We start from the raw sequence: 15,378 nt of genomic DNA, 5'->3' as shown, positions 1-15,378 counted from the left end.
TTGGGCCCAGGGGCCCACGCGCCGGGAACGCCCCGGTTGTTACCGTGCTGATCCGGTGTGCGGCGGTCAGGAGCGGTGAGCGATGAGGGTACGTACGACTGTCGTGGCGGCGAGCACGCTCGTCCTCTGCCTGGCGGCAGCCGGCTGCGGAGCGGACGACAGCGGGGGCGGCGACGGCAAGGCGGCCGGAGGCAAGGCCTCCGCCTCCTCGACACCGGCCGCCGACGGCACGCCCGATGCCACGCCCGACTCGACGACCGATTCCACGCCCGATGCCGCTTCCGAGCCCAGCAGCGACGGCAAGACCCTCAGCGAGGCCGAGCTCACCAACGTAGCCCTCGTCACGGACGAGGTGCCGGGTTACGAGATCGCGCCTCTGGAAGGCACCGACGACCGAGGCACGGAGAAGGCCGGGGACGAGGCCTGCCGGCCGATCGCCGCGATCATCAACGGTTCGCCCGAACCTGCCCCGGCCGCCACCGTCTTCCGTACGGCGATGGACACGACGGACGAGGGTGACGACGATCCGACCGTCGTCACCGAGATCCTCACCTCGCACCCGAAGGGCGGCGCCGAGGAGCTGCTGCGCTCGGTCCGCGAGGCCGTGCGGGCCTGTGCCGGCGGGTTCCGTACGACGAGCGACGAGGGGCCTTCCACCTACACCGGGGTCAAGAAGCTGCCGGCGGCCGATGTGGGCCAGGAGTCGTTCGCCTACCAGGTGACGGGCAGCCTGGAGGGGGAGAGGGTCCCGCTCGTCTTCCACCTCGTACGCACCGGATCGACGGTCGTCACCTTCTACGCGGCGAACTTCGTCGACGAGACCGTGCCGGAGATCCCCGCGAAGCTCGTCACCGCGCAGGCGGCGAACCTTCCGTAGCCGGTACGGAGACCCGCACCCGCGTCCCGGGCCGCAGGCCCCACCGCTCCATGGCCCCGGCCTCCGACTCCACCACATGGCGGGCGCGGAGCCTGGGCAGACCGAGCCGCCCCGGCCTCATCGTGCGGACCGCCAGCACCTCGAACTTCCGGTCCAGGTACGCCACATCGATGGTGAACCGCATCCGGAAGGTGTGCACACTCCCGCACGGAGTGATCAGCAGTGCGCCGTCCACGCCGTCGGCCCCGAGCAGCCCACGCGTCCGCGCCCGGTAGGACGCGGCGATCCGCAGCGGCACCTCCCGCGCCCCGGAGTCCGATCCGACCGTCAGTGTTCCGCTGCCGTTACGCCATTTCCCCATGGGAGCCGACCGTAGCCGCCGCACCCTGCGCGCGGGGCCCGAACGGTCCGCTCTGGGCCCCCGGGCCCAAGACCCCGTCGCGCGGCCGGTATTAGGGTCCTGTTGTGGACGCCACACTGATTGCGGTCGCCGCGCTCTGGGGCGCCGCCGCCGGACTGCTGCTGCCGCGCGCCGCGTACCGCTTCTCCGTGGAGCCCGACGAGGCCTGGAGGGACACCTGCCCGGCCGGGCACGCGCTCACGGGGCCGGCCCGGGGGTGGCTCGGCCCGGCCAGGTGCGCGGCGTGCGCCGTGGCCGTCCCCTCGCTCCCGGCCGGCGCCGCCGGGCAGGACCCGGCGCCTGTGCCGCGGGGCCGCTACGCCCCCGCCGTCCTCGCCCCGGTGGCCACCGTGCTCGCCTGCGTGGCCCTCGCCGCCACCACCGGGACGCGCCCCGAGGCCGTCGTCTGGCTGCTGCTGGCCCCCGTCGCCGTGCTCCTCGCCGCGATCGACCGGCGCGTCCACCGGCTCCCCGACACGCTGACGCTGCCCCTGGCCGCCGCCGTCGCCGTACTCCTGGGCGGCGCCGCGCTGTTGCCCGAGCCGGGCGGGTCCTGGATCTCCGCGCTGCTGGGCGGGGTGGCGCTGGGGGTCTTCTACCTCGTGCTCTTCCTGATCAACCCCAACGGCATGGGCTTCGGCGATGTGAAGCTGGCCCTCGCGCTGGGCGTGGCGCTCGGCTGGTACGGCTGGGCGGTGCTCTGTGTCGGCTGCTTCGTCGGGTTCCTCCTCGGCGCGCTGTACGGGGTCGGGCTGATGCTCATGGGGCGCGCGGGGCGCAAGACGGGCATCCCGTTCGGGCCGTTCATGATCGCCGGTGCGCTGGGGGGCCTGCTGTTCGGCGGCCTCGCCGCCTGAGATATCCGGTCGCGCCCGCCCGTGAGGGGCTGACACCCTTTCCCGTATGACCGGATCGTCCGCACCCTTCGTCCACTCGGCCTCCGACGAGCGCTTCGACACCCTCGTCGCTGAGGCCGACGCCGTTTCCGTGGAGGGCTGGGACTTCTCCTGGCTCGACGGGCGCGCCACCGAACAGCGGCCCTCCTGGGGGTACGCACGCGCCATGGCGGGCCGGCTGGCGCGCGCGGGGGCGGCGCTCGACATCCAGACCGGGGGAGGGGAGGTACTCGCCTCGGCGCCCGTGCCGGCGCCGCTCACCGTGGCGACCGAGTCCTGGTCGCCGAACGTCGCCCGCGCGGCCGAGCTGCTGCGCCCGCGGGGCATCGCCGTCGTCGTCGACTCCGACGAGCCGCCGCTGCCGTTCGCCGACGGGGCCTTCGACCTGGTCGTCAGCCGGCATCCGGTGACGACATGGTGGGAGGAGATCGCCCGGGTGCTGGCCCCGGGAGGCACGTACTTCTCCCAGCAGGTCGGCAGGGAGAGCGTGTTCGAGCTCGTCGAGTACTTCCTCGGGCCGCGGTCCGCCGATGAGCGCGGCGCCCGGGACCCGGGGCGCGCGCGGGAGGCCGCGGAGGCCGCCGGGCTCGATGTCATGGATCTGCGCGCCGAACGGCTGCGCGTCGAGTTCCATGACATCGGAGCCGTCGTCTACTTCCTGCGGAAGGTCATCTGGATGGTGCCCGGGTTCACCGTCGGCGCCCACCTCCCCCGACTGCGGGAACTCCACCGGCAGATCGAGGAGACGGGTCCTTTTGTCGCGCACAGCGCCCGCTTCCTGATCGAGGCGCGGAAGCCGGGACCTGGACACTCACCGGAGGCCCTACGCTGAGGTCGGCTTCACAGACCGCCGATGCAACGGGCCCGGCTGCCCCTCCGTCCTACCCATGAGTGGTGCGACCCTGGTGGTTGAGTGCACAACGAAGGAGCGGGTCATGTCGGTGGGAAGGGAAATGCCGGGCGAAGAGATCAGCCCGCCGGCCGGCCGGCCGCGCCACGGGAAGGCCGACTGGCTCACCGGCGCGCGGATCATCGCCGTCCACGGCCTGTTCTACCGGCCCGAGGGCCGAGCCGGAGAGCCGGAAGCCATCGAATTCGTCCTGGAGGGCGGGGAGTCGGTGCTGCTGACCTGTGCGTCCGGGCGCACGCTGGGCATCACCTCCGGAGCCTGGCCCGCCCTTCCCGACTGGTGTGTGCCCGCCGGTCAGTGGCAGTTCGAGCACCTGAGCCGGCTGCCTCCTCCTCCGTACGGCGGGGTGTGGACGGTCGTCGGCACGCAGGAGCGGCGCGAGGAGCACGGAGAGGTGCGCGAGGCGGTGATCCGGTGCGAGAACGGCGACTTCGTGATCACCGGCGGCGACACGCTGGCGATCCGCTTCGTATCCGGCTGAGCCTGCGCGGGTGGGGCCTTGGCGGGGCCCTGGCGGGCCGCGAGCCCCCGGTGAGCCTCTGGAAGTGTGCCCGCAGCGCAGTCCGCCGAATTCGGAGAGTGATTATTTCGTGGCGTGGCACGCAGCATCACTTACGAAGGGTTATGGTGGAAACCCCCCCCCTCGGGCCGGTCCGTAACCCCCCCCCACGGACCGGCCCGTTTTTTGTGCCCGGGGCCGGGAGGCGTCCGGGAGACCTCCGGGTGACCGTGCGTCAGCCGCGGTTGGCCCAGATGTTGGTGCTCGCGGTGTCCACGGCGAAGGTGTCGATCTCCTTCAGCTCGTCGGCGGTCAGCGCCGGAGCGGCGAGTGCCGCCACGTTCTCCTCCAGCTGCTTCACGCTCGACGCACCGATCAGGGCCGAGGTCATCCGCTCGTCCCGCAGCACCCAGTTGAGCGCCAGCTGCGCGAGGGACTGCCCCCGGCCCCGCGCGATGTCGTTCAGCCCGCGCAGCCGGCGCACCATCTCGTCGGAGAGCAGATCCGGATCCAGGGACTTGCCCTGGCTGGCGCGCGAGCCCTCGGGGATGCCCTTCAGATACTTGCCGGTGAGCAGCCCCTGGGCGAGCGGCGCGAAGGAGATGCAGCCCATGCCGGCCGTCTCCAGGGTGTCGAGCAGCCCGTCGGACTCCACCCAGCGGTTGACCATCGAATAGGACGGCTGGTGGATGAGGGCGGGCACCCCCATCTCCTTGAGGATCCGCGCCGCCTCCGCGGTCTGCGCCGCGTTGTAGGAGGACACACCCGCGTACAGCGCCTTGCCGCGGCTCACGGCGGAGGCGAGCGCGCCCATCGTCTCCTCGAGGGGCGTGTGGGGGTCGAAGCGGTGGGAGTAGAAGATGTCGACGTGGTCGAGGCCCGTCCGCCGCAGCGAGGCGTCGAGCGAGGACAGCAGGTACTTACGGGACCCCCACTCACCGTAGGGCCCCGGGTGCATCCGGTAGCCGGCCTTGGTGGAGACGAGGATCTCGTCCCGGTACGGGGCGAAGTCCTGGCGGAAGAGCTTGCCGAAATTCAGCTCGGCGGAGCCGGGCGGCGGGCCGTAGTTGTTGGCCAGGTCGAAGTGGGTCACCCCGAGGTCGAAGGCGCGGCGCAGGATGGCCCGCTGGGAGGCCAGGTCACGGTCGTCGCCGAAGTTGTGCCAGAGGCCGAGCGAGATGGCCGGCAGCAGGAGCCCGCTGCGGCCGGTGCGGCGGTACTCCATGGAGTCGTAGCGCGAGTCGTCGGCGAGGTAGGAGAGGGAATCAATCACTTTTACTCCTTATCACGGAGTTGTGACAGACCGGGTTGGGCCCCCGTGACGCCGCGGCAGTAATGTGGCGGCTTCGGGACATGCCGGTCCGCGGCGCGAGAGAGCGCCCTGCGGACCGCACGGTGATCCCCCCGGGGGACGGCCCCGGACCCCCGCGAGGGGGAGGACGGGACCGGGGCCCGTACGGAACCGAGAGGGTGAACTCAGTGAACTTGCGCGACCTGGTGTACGGGCTCTACGCACGCCGGGTGGGAGGCCGCCTGGATCACGACCAGGTGCCCAAGCACATCGGAGTCATCCTCGACGGCAACCGGCGATGGGCGAAGGCGTCCGGCGGCTCGGCCGTGGAAGGGCACCAGGCCGGGGCGGACAAGATCTCCGAGCTGCTCGGCTGGTGCAGCGAGACGGATGTCGAGGTCGTCACCCTCTGGCTCCTGTCGACGGACAATTTCGACCGGCCCGAGGTGGAGCTCATCCCGCTGCTCGGGATCATCGAGAACACCGTGCGCCAGCTGGCCTCCGACGGCCGGTGGCGCGTCCACCACGTCGGCACGCTCGATCTGCTGCCGTCCAGGACCCAGACCGTGCTCAAGGAGGCCGAGGAGGCCACGGCGGGCATCGACGGGATAATCGTCAATGTCGCCGTCGGCTACGGCGGGCGCCAGGAGATCGCGGACGCGGTCCGCTCCCTCCTGCTCGAGCACTCCTCCCGTGGCACGACCTTCGAGGAGCTCGCCGAGGTCGTCTCCACCGACCTGATCTCCGAGCACCTCTACACGCGCGGACAGCCCGACCCCGACCTCGTGATCCGTACGAGCGGGGAGCAGCGCCTTTCGGGCTTCATGCTCTGGCAGAGCGCCCATTCGGAGTACTACTTCTGCGAGGTCTTCTGGCCGGCCTTCCGCAAGGTCGACTTCCTGCGCGCCCTGCGTGACTACGCGGCGCGTCACCGGCGCTACGGGGCCTGACGAGCGGTCGCCGCGGGGCCTGACGCGCGGGCGGACGGGGACCCTTGTCGCAGGCAGGGGCATGGCTTCGGTTGTTCGAGGGAATACAGCTCTCAGGCGATGTCCGGTCAGTATCCAGGCGGACCTCGCAGCCAAGTGAGCGGCACCTTGCCCGCTCGCCCGGGAGGCCCTTTGCACACGAAGGACCGCACACCGTGCGGCCGACGCGGAGGGCCGGTGTTCGGCCCGCGCACGGGGCCCGAACCCGGTCCGTCCTCTTCCTTCGGGAAGTTCCGCGACCTCCGTCGCACTCCCCGACCTCGTCCGAGGGGGTACGTCCTTCCGTGGTGACCAGCATCAAGCGCCGCATGCCCGACAGGCGCACCTATGTTCTCGACACCAGCGTCCTGCTGGCCGACCCCAACGCCATGGCCCGGTTCGACGAGCACGAAGTGGTGCTGCCGATCGTCGTGGTCACGGAGCTGGAGGCCAAAAGGCACCATCCCGAGCTCGGATACTTCGCCCGGCAGGCCCTGCGCCTGCTGGACGACTTCCGCGTCCGGTACGGCCGGCTGGACGCCCCGATCCCGCTCGGGGATCTGGGCGGGACGCTCCGTGTCGAACTCAACCATTCCGACCCCGGCGTCCTGCCCGCCGGCTACCGGTTGGGGGACAACGACTCACGGATTCTCGCGGTCGCACGCAATCTGCAGGCCGAGGGGTACGACGTCACCGTCGTCTCCAAGGACCTGCCGCTCCGGATCAAGGCGTCATCGGTCGGCCTCCTCGCAGAGGAGTACCGCGCCGAGCTCGCCATCACCGACTCCGGCTGGACCGGGATGGCGGAGCTCACCCTCGCCGCCGAACAGATCGATCTGCTCTTCGGCGAGGAGACCCTCTACGTCCCCGAAGCCGCCGACTACCCCGTGCACACCGGTCTCGTCCTCCAGTCCGAGCGCGGCAAGGCGCTCGGCAGGGTCACGGCCGAGGGCAATGTGCGCCTCGTGCGGGGCGACCGGGAGGCCTTCGGGATCCACGGCCGCAGCGCCGAGCAGCGCATCGCGCTCGATCTGCTCCTCGACCAGGACGTCGGCATCGTGTCCATGGGCGGCCGGGCCGGCACGGGCAAGTCGGCGCTGGCGCTCTGCGCGGGCCTGGAGGCCGTCCTGGAGCGCCGGCAGCACAAGAAGGTGATGGTCTTCCGGCCGCTGTACGCGGTCGGCGGGCAGGAGCTCGGCTATCTTCCCGGCAGCGAGGCCGAGAAGATGAGCCCCTGGGCGCAGGCCGTCTTCGACACCCTGTCGGCGGTCGCCGGGCGCGAGATCATCGAAGAGGTGCTGGGGCGCGGGATGCTGGAGGTCCTGCCGCTCACCCACATCAGGGGCCGCTCGCTGCACGACGCGTTCGTGATCGTGGACGAGGCGCAGTCACTCGAGCGGAACGTCCTGCTGACCGTGCTGTCCCGTATCGGGGCGAATTCGCGGGTGGTGCTCACCCATGACGTCGCACAGCGGGACAACCTCAGGGTCGGCCGGTACGACGGAGTCGTCGCCGTGGTCGAGAAACTGAAGGGCCATCCGCTCTTCGCGCATGTGACGCTCACCCGTTCCGAGCGTTCGCACATCGCCGCGCTGGTGACCGAAATGCTGGAGGAAGGCCACATCTGACCGGTAACACCCCATAGATGCCGCCCGGCGAGCCAAGGAGCTTAGCCGGGCGGCATTGTGCTGCGCCGTCATTTCCGAAAAACACGTGCGCCAAACGGGGTGTGACCTTTAACACGCAACACAGAATTGCAACGTGCCGTGTCCGTCCGGCAGAGTCTTGCTTCCGTCAGGCCCCGCATACGGCACTTGGGCACCTCCAGAGGCGCCACGCACCACACAACTCAACAATCGCCGCCCGTATGCCGCCCGCGAGAACCACGCGGCGCTCCCGCAAGGGGGTGCCCACCGGGCCCGTGCCTCCCGTGACCCAAGCAGTAGGGAGGCCAGTGTCAGGGGCACGATTGCGCCCGCGAGGTCACCTAAGCGGGCGATGCTGGAAGGACACCGTGTGAGCCGGATCTCGGTCCGGGGGTTCGCCGTGGCATCCGCCACCGCCGTAACCACCGTAGGCGCCGTCGTAGGCGTTGCGTCGGGCAGCACTCCCGCTGCGGACGACAACAACTTCGAGGCGGCCGCAGCCGACACCACGCTGCTCGCAGACATCCCCGCGGGCCAGCAGGCCCAGGTTCAGACCGCTTCGCTGACGCAGCAGGCAGACGCACAGGCCTCCGCGGCCGATGCGGCGGCCAAGAAGTCCGCCGAGGAGACGGCCCGCATCCAGGCCGCCAAGGACGCCAAGTCGAAGAAGCAGGCGGCCGAGGACAAGCTCCAGGCCGAGCGGGATGCCAAGGACGCGGAGGAGCGCGCGAGCCGCGACTCCGTCCGGGACGCCACCTCGTTCGCGGCGCAGGGCTCCTACAGCGTGGCCGAAGTGCAGGCGATGGCCCGCCAGATGATCCCCGCCGACCAGTTCCAGTGCTTCAGCAACATCGTGAACCACGAGTCGAGCTGGAACTACCAGGCGTCCAACGCCTCCTCGGGCGCGTACGGTCTGGTGCAGGCGCTGCCGGGCTCCAAGATGTCGTCCGCGGGCGCCGACTGGCAGACCAACCCGGCCACACAGATCAAGTGGGGCCTCAGCTACATGGACGGCCGCTACGGCAGCCCGTGCGGTGCCTGGTCCTTCTGGCAGGCCAACAACTGGTACTAGAACCTACCGAGGTTCACGCTCAACTCCGGGAAGCCCCACACCGTCCTACGGTGCGGGGCTTCCCGTGTGTACGGTCGACCCCGACGACTCCGGGGCGTGCGCGGAGCGAATGGGGGAAGGGAAAGATCCATGTCGAAACTTCCGGGGTGGCTCGGCCGGCTGGGCGCCGAACTCACAGATATCGGGGCGCGCCTGGAAGAACGCCGCGCCGAGGACGAGCGTCGTGCCGAGGCCGACGCGGCCAAGAGCGTGTCCTCGTCGACGCTCTCCACCGTCGCCGCCGAACAGGTACCTCGCCCGCCCGACTACGCCCCTTCCGTGGGCGCCAGACCCGATCCGGTGGTCACCATCCCCTGGGGGATGCGTGTGGCGGCCGAGGCGGGCTGGCGGCTGCTGGTCCTGGCCGGCACCCTCTGGGTGCTCATGCGGATCATCAGCGCCGTCCAGCTGGTCGTCCTCGCGTTCGTCGCCGCTCTGCTGGTGACCGCGCTGCTCCAGCCGACCGTCGCTGCGCTGAAACGGTTCGGCCTGCCGCGCGGGCTGGCCACCGCCGTCACGGCGGTGCTCGGCTTCGTCATCATGGGCCTGGTCGGCTGGTTCGTCGTGTGGCAGGTGATGGACAACCTGGACACGCTCTCCGACAAGGTGCGCGACGGCATCGACGAGTTGAAGCGCTGGCTCCTGGACAGCCCCTTCCATGTCACCGAGCAGCAGATCAACGATGTCGCGAAGAACCTCAGCGACACGATCGGCACCAACACCGAGGAGATCACCTCCGCCGGACTCCAGGGCGTCACCGTGATGGTGGAGGTCCTCACCGGGATGCTGCTGGCGATGTTCTCGACGCTCTTCCTGCTCTACGACGGGAAGCGCATCTGGCAGTGGGTGCTCAAGCTGGTGCCCTCCCAGGCCCGTCCCGGCGTCGCGGGTGCGGGCCCGCGTGCCTGGCGGACGCTGACCGCCTATGTGCGGGGCACGGTGATCGTGGCCCTGATCGACGCGATCTTCATCGGCCTCGGGATCTACTTCCTCGATGTGCCGATGGCGGTCCCGCTCGCCGTCTTCATCTTCCTGTTCGCCTTCATCCCCCTGGTCGGCGCCGTGGTCTCCGGGGCACTGGCCGTGGTCGTCGCGCTCGTCACCCAGGGCGTGTTCACCGCGCTGATGGTGCTGATCGTGGTGCTCGCCGTGCAGCAGATCGAGGGGCACATCCTGCAGCCCTTCATCCTGGGCCGCGCCGTACGCGTCCATCCGCTGGCCGTGGTGCTGTCGGTCGCCGCCGGCGGCATGGTCGCGGGTATCGGTGGTGCGGTCGTCGCCGTGCCGCTGGTCGCGGTGACCAACACGGTGGTCGGCTATCTGCGTTCGTACGGACGGGACACCGCGGCGCTCACCGGCCCCGGTCCGCACGGTGCCACGGCGCTCTCGGCCCTGCCCCCGACCCCGCCGCCGTCGGACCGGCCCGCCGAGGGCCCGGCCGACAGGGACGTACCGCCGCACCCGGAGGACGAACCGGGAAAGTGACATAAGAAGGGCCCCGGGGACGGTCGGTCGTCCCCGGGGCCCTTCTCGTTCATGGGTGCTACTCGGCGAGGACGGCCTCGGAATCGAGGGTCACGCCGACCGCCTGGATCACCGAAGCGATCTTCACGGCCTCCTGAGTGGTCTCACGGTCCACGCCGGCCTTGCGCAGCACCTGCTCGTGGGAGTCCAGGCACTGGCCACAGCCGTTGATCGCGGAGACGGCGAGCGACCACAGCTCGAAGTCGATCTTCTCCACGCCGGGCTTGCCGATGACGTTCATCCGCAGACCCGCACGGAGGTTTCCGTACTCGGGGTCCGACAGCAGGTGCCGGGTGCGGTAGAAGACGTTGTTCATCGCCATGATGGCGGCCGCCGACTTCGCCGCGGTGTACGCATCGGCGGAGAGCGCGGCCCTGGCCTCCGGCTCCAGCTCGCGCAGCACCTTCGGCGAGCGCGAGGCGATCGCGCAGGCCAGGACGGTGCCCCACAGCTGCTGCTGGGGGAGCTCGCTGTTGCCGATGACCGAGCCGAGGTTCAGCTTCAGGTCCTTGGCGAAGTCCGGCAGGGCGGACTTGAGTTCATCGAGTGCCATGTCGGATCAGCTCACTCGCCCGAGAGGAGGGCGACCGGGTCGAGGGTGTTCTCGCCCTTGGTCCAGTTGCACGGGCAGAGCTCGTCGGTCTGCAGGGCGTCGAGGACCCGCAGGACCTCCTTGGGGTTACGGCCCACGGAACCGGCGGTCACCATCGTGAACTGGATCTCGTTGTTCTGGTCGACGATGAACACGGCGCGCTGCGCGAAGCCGTCCTCGCCCTCGATGCCCAGGTCACGCATGAGCTCGTGCTTCGAGTCGGCCAGCATCGGGAAGGGCAGGTCGGTCAGGTCCGGGTGGTCCTTGCGCCAGGCGTGGTGGACGAACTCGGAGTCACCGGAGAATCCGAGGATCTGCGCGTCACGGTCGGCGAACTCCTCGTTCAGCTTGCCGAAGGCGGCGATCTCGGTGGGGCACACGAAGGTGAAGTCCTTCGGCCATGCGAAGACGATCTTCCACTGGCCCTCGTAGGTCTTGTGGTTGATCTGCTCGAACTCGTTGCCGCTCTCCAGCGACACACAAGCGGTCAGGTCGAACTCGGGGAACTTGTCACCGACAGTGAGCACGCGCTCTCCTTGAAGCGTAGAAAATCCCTTTTTGGGGGCGTTCCTGGGGGTTGGACACCGCTCACCTTGGCACAGAGTGCATTGATCACGGAAATAGCTACACTCGGTCCGGATGATCGGAGGTGCCTATCAGTGGCGTATGTAAATCAGGCTATGAGGGTCAAACAGCCCAGCCTCGCGCAGCTGCGCGCCTTCGCGGCCGTGGCGGAGCATCTGCATTTCCGGGATGCGGCGGCGGCGATCGGGATGAGTCAGCCGGCACTCTCCGGAGCGGTGTCCGCGCTGGAGACGGCACTGGGTGTCCAGCTCATCGAGCGTACGACGCGCAAGGTGCTGCTCTCGCCCGCGGGGGAGCGTCTCGCGGTGCGGAGCAGGGCGGTGCTGGAGGCGCTGGGTGAGCTGATGCGGGAGGCCGAGGCGGTGCGTGCGCCGTTCACCGGGGTGCTCAGGCTCGGCGTCATCCCGACGGTCGCGCCGTATCTGCTGCCGGCCGCGCTCAGGTTGTTCCATGAGCGCTACCCGGACCTGGACCTCCAGGTCCACGAGGAGCAGACGTCCTCGCTGCTGGAGGGGCTCGGGTCCGGGCGGCTCGACCTGCTGCTGCTCGCCGTGCCGCTCGGCGTGCCGGGGGTCACGGAACTGCCGCTGTTCGACGAGGACTTCGTGCTCGTCATGGAGAAGAAGCACCCTCTCGCAGGGCGCACGGGGCTGCCGCGCGGGACGCTGCGCGACCTGCCGTTGCTGCTGCTCGACGAGGGGCACTGCCTGCGCGATCAGGCGCTCGACGTCTGCCGCGAGGCGGGACGCGTCCTGGGGACGCCGGTGACCACGACCGCGGCCGGGCTCTCCACGCTGGTCCAGCTCGTCGCCGGCGGGCTCGGGGTGACGCTGCTGCCGCGTACGGCGGTGCGGGTGGAGACCGGGCGCAACGAGGCGCTGGGCACCGGCTGTTTCCAGGACCCGGCGCCCTCGCGGCGGGTGGCGCTCGCCGTGCGGACGGGCTCGGCGCGGCAGGACGAGTTCGAGGAACTCGCCGCCGCGCTGCGGGAAGAGATGAGGACGCTGCCGGTGCGGGTGCTCGGCGAGGGGTGAGCGTGGCCCCGGCCGCACTCACCCCTCGCGGGCGTCATTCCGTACGCAGCCCGTCCGGGCGCATCAGGCGCCACAGCAGGGGCAGGGACAGCGCGGTCACGGCCACGATCAGCGCGCCGCCCGCCCCGGCCATCGGCAGGAACAGCCACCACCTGGTCACCGTCTTGTCCAGCATCCACGTCATGACGACGCCGAGCCCGACGCCGCCCGCTGTCGCGACCACGAGGCCGACGATCACCGGCACCGCGGTCTGCCAGAGCACCGACCAGCCGAGGGTGACGCGCTTGGTGCCGAAGGCGACGAGCACCGACAGCAGCCGCTTGCGCTCGCGGAGCTGCTCCAGCTGGGAGACCAGCATGGACGCGGCGATGAGCATCAGTGTCACCGCGGCGCCGAGCCGCAGGCCGGTCTGCACGCTGGCGTACTGGCGGTCGCGTGTCTGCGAGGTCAGGGTGGAGACCCGCATGGCCGGGTCGATCCCGGCGGCCGTGTTCCGTACGAGCTCGGCGGAGTCCTGCACGCTCTCGTCGACCTTGATCTGGGCGATCGTCTGGGCGTGGGGGACGACGCGGGGGTCGAGGGCGCCGACGGTCGCCAGGATCCCGGTGTGGTCGTCACCGTGCGGGTCCTCGGTCTCCATGACGGTCCTGGCGTCCGCCGGCAGGGTCCAGCGCACCGACTTGGCGCCGGGTGTGTACTCGACCTCGGAGTTGAGCTCGATCTCCTTGCCCTTGCGCGCCGCCGCGTCGACCCAGTCGTTCATCTCCTTGTCGCCGGAGTGGACGACGAACGTGTCGCCCTCCTCGCAGGAGTCGATCCTGGCGATTTCCTTCAGCGTCGCGCAGTCGCCGATGGTGAGTGAGGTGGTGGGCGTCATGTCGTCCGCGTCGTACTTCCCCGGCTTGATCACGTAGGCCTCGACGGTCCCGATGACGGCTTCCACCCCCTCGGTGGAACGGAACGCCTCGATCGTCCGGGCGGCGGCGTTCCCGTCGACCTTGTCCGATGTGGCGTAGAACTGGGCGCGCGTCGGGTCCTGTCCTGTCCTGTGCGTGAACTCGTCGCCGACGGCGGCGAACAGCATCTGGAGGGCGACCGCCCCGGCGACGGCCACGGTGATGCCGCTGACCGCCCGCGACGCGGCCCCGCTGTTCAGCTGGAGGCGGCGGATGGCCAGCTGCCAGGACAGCGGGCCGCCGCTCAGCCGGTTCACGCACGCGTCCACCAGCCAGGGGAGCAGCAGCGCGAGCCCGAGCAGGATCAGCACGGCGCCCGCCGCGATGGGGTACGGGTTGACGGGGGTGAAGTCGTCCACCCGGCCGGTCAGTCCGAGGATCGCGAACCCGGCGGCCGGCATCAGCAGACGCCACCAGAGACGGCGCTTGCGCGCGCCGGAGTGGCGTACGACGCCCAGCGGCTCGATGGCGACCGAGCGCATGGCGACGAGGGTGACGACCACGGCGGACAGGGGCACCGCCACGGCGACCAGCACCACGAGCCAGGTGGCGGGCACCAGGTCGGACGGGAAGACGCTGCGGTCCCACAGCTGGACGTGACTGACGAATTGGCGGCCCAGGAGGAAGATCGCCACCCCGGCCAGCAGCCCGAGGAGTGAACCGAACAGCGCTTCGCCCGCGGCGATCCGGCGGGTCGAGCGGATGTCGGTGCCGACCAGCCGGAGGGCGGCGAGACGGCGGTCGCGGCGGTCACCGCCGAACCGTACGGCGGTCGCGATGAAGATCGCGACGGGTGCCAGCAGGACGACGCAGATCAGGATGACCAGGACGACGAGGACGGGCTGCATCGGCTCGTCCCTGGGCTCGCTCCCGTAGCCGGCCAGCCGGTGTCCGCCGTTCGCCATGGTCAGCGAGTCGCTGCCGAGGTAGAAGTACAGCTCGTTCGGGGAGAGCAGGCCCTCGTCGGCGATCGTCCCACTGATCCGGTACGGAAGCCGTTCCTTGAGGAGTTCGCCCTCGGACGATGCCAGCAGGTCCCGCAGCGCGGGGGAGACCACCATCTCCTGTGCGTCGGGGAAGTGGGACACCCCGGGCGGGAGAGCCGGGTGGGCGCCCTCCGCGCGCATCTGGTAGCCCCCGACCTCGCGGCCGCGGTACTCGGTCCCCGTGCTGATCCGCAGGACCGTGGTGTCCGACTTCGGCACGGTCGTGTCCAGCGAGGCCGGGGCCTCCTCACGGGCCTGGCTGCGGTGGTCGCGCTCGTCGAGCAGATGGGGGACGGACGAGGCGACCAGCAGCAGCGCCACGCCGAGCCCCACGCCGACGGCGGTGAGGGTGGTCCGTGCCCAGCCCTCACGTCCGCCGGCGACCGCGAAGCGTATGCCGAGGCCGAGGTCTCGCAGCCAGGTCATGCGACGTACTCCAGGTCCCGGCACCGGCCGTCGCGTACGACGATGTCGCGGTCCGAGTACGCGGCCACGCGTGCCTCGTGCGTCACGAGCACCACGGCCGTACCGGCTGTCCGGGCGGACTCGGTGAGCAGCTCCATGACCCGCTCGCCGTTGAGCGAGTCCAGTGCCCCCGTCGGTTCGTCGGCGAAGATCACCTTGGGGGAGGCGACCAGGGCGCGGGCCACGGCGACACGCTGGCCCTGGCCGCCGGAGACCTCACCGGGGCGCTGGCCGGCGACGTCCTCGACCTCGAGGCGCTGCATCCACTCCCGGGCGGTGCCTTCCGCCTCCTTGCGCTTGACGCCGTTGAGGCGCAGCGGCAGGGCGACGTTCTCCACGCAGCTCAGCTCGGGGACGAGCTGGCCGAACTGGAAGACGAAGCCGAAGTCGCTGCGGCGCAGGGCGCTGCGCTCGGAGTCGGGCATCGCGGAGAGTTCGCGGCCGCCGTAGGTGATGGTGCCGGAGTCGGGGGTGACGATTCCGGCGAGGCAGTGCAGCAGGGTCGACTTGCCGGATCCGGACGGTCCCATGACGGCGACGACCTCACCGGCGTGGACGGAGAAGGAGGCTCCGTCGAGCGCGGGGGTGGAGCCGTAGGTCATGTGGAGGTCGTGGGCGGCGAGCAGGGAGCCGGCCGG

At 70.5% G+C, this 15,378-nt stretch carries 15 protein-coding genes; 9 read left to right on the top strand and 6 right to left on the bottom strand.

The features are described 5' to 3' along the window. The first annotated feature begins 82 nt into the window (after nt 1-82). Nucleotides 83-877, top strand: a complete 795-nt coding sequence (locus OG623_RS11940; RefSeq protein WP_406146237.1) for a hypothetical protein — start codon at nt 83-85, stop codon at nt 875-877. Here OG623_RS11940 and OG623_RS11935 read toward each other — a convergent pair. Further along, nucleotides 849-1,238, bottom strand: coding sequence for a DUF192 domain-containing protein (locus tag OG623_RS11935; RefSeq protein WP_406146236.1), 390 nt, complete (start codon nt 1,236-1,238; stop codon nt 849-851). The two genes, OG623_RS11940 and OG623_RS11935, sit on opposite strands and share 29 nt — an antisense overlap. Before the next feature lie 104 nt (nt 1,239-1,342). On the opposite strand from OG623_RS11935, the gene OG623_RS11930 reads away from it, so the two are divergent. From OG623_RS11930 to OG623_RS11920, 3 genes are all read left to right on the top strand, one after another. Next, nucleotides 1,343-2,134 (top strand): prepilin peptidase, encoded by a 792-nt coding sequence (locus OG623_RS11930; RefSeq protein WP_406146235.1) that lies wholly within the window; start codon nt 1,343-1,345, stop codon nt 2,132-2,134. Nucleotides 2,135-2,180: 46 nt separating this feature from the next. Further along, nucleotides 2,181-3,005, top strand: coding sequence for a class I SAM-dependent methyltransferase (locus OG623_RS11925; RefSeq protein WP_406146234.1), 825 nt, complete (start codon nt 2,181-2,183; stop codon nt 3,003-3,005). A 103-nt stretch (nt 3,006-3,108) separates the two neighbouring features. Further along, nucleotides 3,109-3,564, top strand: coding sequence for a hypothetical protein (locus tag OG623_RS11920; RefSeq protein WP_406146233.1), 456 nt, complete (start codon nt 3,109-3,111; stop codon nt 3,562-3,564). A gap of 253 nt (nt 3,565-3,817) precedes the next feature. Here OG623_RS11920 and mgrA read toward each other — a convergent pair whose 3' ends face one another. After that, nucleotides 3,818-4,855 (bottom strand): L-glyceraldehyde 3-phosphate reductase, encoded by a 1,038-nt coding sequence (mgrA, locus tag OG623_RS11915; RefSeq protein WP_406146232.1) that lies wholly within the window; start codon nt 4,853-4,855, stop codon nt 3,818-3,820. Nucleotides 4,856-5,061: 206 nt separating this feature from the next. On the opposite strand from mgrA, the gene OG623_RS11910 reads away from it, so the two are divergent. The 4 genes from OG623_RS11910 (at nt 5,062) to OG623_RS11895 (ending at nt 10,083) form a co-directional block, all read left to right on the top strand. Continuing rightward, nucleotides 5,062-5,823: an isoprenyl transferase gene (locus tag OG623_RS11910; protein ID WP_406146231.1), complete on the top strand. Its 762-nt coding sequence runs from the start codon at nt 5,062-5,064 to the stop codon at nt 5,821-5,823. A 323-nt stretch (nt 5,824-6,146) separates the two neighbouring features. Then, the gene (locus tag OG623_RS11905; RefSeq protein ID WP_406146230.1) at nt 6,147-7,469 is read left to right on the top strand and encodes a PhoH family protein; all 1,323 of its coding nucleotides are present in this window, start codon (nt 6,147-6,149) and stop codon (nt 7,467-7,469) included. 388 nt (nt 7,470-7,857) lie between these two features. Continuing rightward, nucleotides 7,858-8,559, top strand: a complete 702-nt coding sequence (locus OG623_RS11900) for a lytic transglycosylase domain-containing protein (RefSeq protein WP_406146229.1) — start codon at nt 7,858-7,860, stop codon at nt 8,557-8,559. Nucleotides 8,560-8,688: 129 nt separating this feature from the next. Next, nucleotides 8,689-10,083 (top strand): AI-2E family transporter, encoded by a 1,395-nt coding sequence (locus tag OG623_RS11895; RefSeq protein WP_406146228.1) that lies wholly within the window; start codon nt 8,689-8,691, stop codon nt 10,081-10,083. Between the two features lie 58 nt (nt 10,084-10,141). Here OG623_RS11895 and OG623_RS11890 read toward each other — a convergent pair whose 3' ends face one another. Both OG623_RS11890 and OG623_RS11885 read right to left on the bottom strand, forming a co-directional pair. Next, entirely contained in the window at nt 10,142-10,675 is a 534-nt protein-coding gene (locus tag OG623_RS11890; protein ID WP_406146227.1) for an alkyl hydroperoxide reductase, read from the bottom strand. An 11-nt stretch (nt 10,676-10,686) separates the two neighbouring features. Next, on the bottom strand, nt 10,687-11,241 hold the full coding sequence (locus tag OG623_RS11885; protein WP_362894065.1) for a peroxiredoxin: 555 nt from the start codon (nt 11,239-11,241) through the stop codon (nt 10,687-10,689). Nucleotides 11,242-11,394: 153 nt separating this feature from the next. Between OG623_RS11885 and OG623_RS11880 the strand changes: the two genes are divergently transcribed. Beyond that, nucleotides 11,395-12,333 (top strand): LysR substrate-binding domain-containing protein, encoded by a 939-nt coding sequence (locus OG623_RS11880; protein ID WP_406146226.1) that lies wholly within the window; start codon nt 11,395-11,397, stop codon nt 12,331-12,333. A 34-nt stretch (nt 12,334-12,367) separates the two neighbouring features. On the opposite strand, the gene OG623_RS11875 is transcribed toward OG623_RS11880, so the two are convergent. Then, nucleotides 12,368-14,701: an ABC transporter permease gene (locus tag OG623_RS11875; RefSeq protein ID WP_406146225.1), complete on the bottom strand. Its 2,334-nt coding sequence runs from the start codon at nt 14,699-14,701 to the stop codon at nt 12,368-12,370. Then, on the bottom strand, nt 14,698-15,342 hold the full coding sequence (locus OG623_RS11870; RefSeq protein ID WP_406151788.1) for an ABC transporter ATP-binding protein: 645 nt from the start codon (nt 15,340-15,342) through the stop codon (nt 14,698-14,700). Before OG623_RS11870 ends, OG623_RS11875 begins: the two co-directional genes overlap by 4 nt. Between the last annotated feature and the right edge of the window lie 36 nt (nt 15,343-15,378).

The organism is Streptomyces sp. NBC_01012 (genome assembly GCF_045162755.1).
In the GTDB taxonomy this organism is placed as follows: domain Bacteria; phylum Actinomycetota; class Actinomycetes; order Streptomycetales; family Streptomycetaceae; genus Streptomyces.
This window is presented reverse-complemented; position numbering and strand designations above follow the sequence as displayed.

What these genes read in the sequence shown, in the direction of transcription:
- OG623_RS11940 (WP_406146237.1), top strand. Translation starts at nt 83, where the DNA reads ATGAGGGTACGTACGACTGTCGTGGCGGCGAGCACGCTCGTCCTCTGC.
- OG623_RS11935 (WP_406146236.1), bottom strand. Translation starts at nt 1,238, where the DNA reads ATGGGGAAATGGCGTAACGGCAGCGGAACACTGACGGTCGGATCGGAC.
- OG623_RS11925 (WP_406146234.1), top strand. Translation starts at nt 2,181, where the DNA reads ATGACCGGATCGTCCGCACCCTTCGTCCACTCGGCCTCCGACGAGCGC.
- OG623_RS11920 (WP_406146233.1), top strand. Translation starts at nt 3,109, where the DNA reads ATGTCGGTGGGAAGGGAAATGCCGGGCGAAGAGATCAGCCCGCCGGCC.
- OG623_RS11895 (WP_406146228.1), top strand. Translation starts at nt 8,689, where the DNA reads ATGTCGAAACTTCCGGGGTGGCTCGGCCGGCTGGGCGCCGAACTCACA.
- OG623_RS11890 (WP_406146227.1), bottom strand. Translation starts at nt 10,675, where the DNA reads ATGGCACTCGATGAACTCAAGTCCGCCCTGCCGGACTTCGCCAAGGAC.
- OG623_RS11880 (WP_406146226.1), top strand. Translation starts at nt 11,395, where the DNA reads ATGAGGGTCAAACAGCCCAGCCTCGCGCAGCTGCGCGCCTTCGCGGCC.
- OG623_RS11875 (WP_406146225.1), bottom strand. Translation starts at nt 14,701, where the DNA reads ATGACCTGGCTGCGAGACCTCGGCCTCGGCATACGCTTCGCGGTCGCC.
- OG623_RS11870 (WP_406151788.1), bottom strand. Translation starts at nt 15,342, where the DNA reads ATGACCTACGGCTCCACCCCCGCGCTCGACGGAGCCTCCTTCTCCGTC.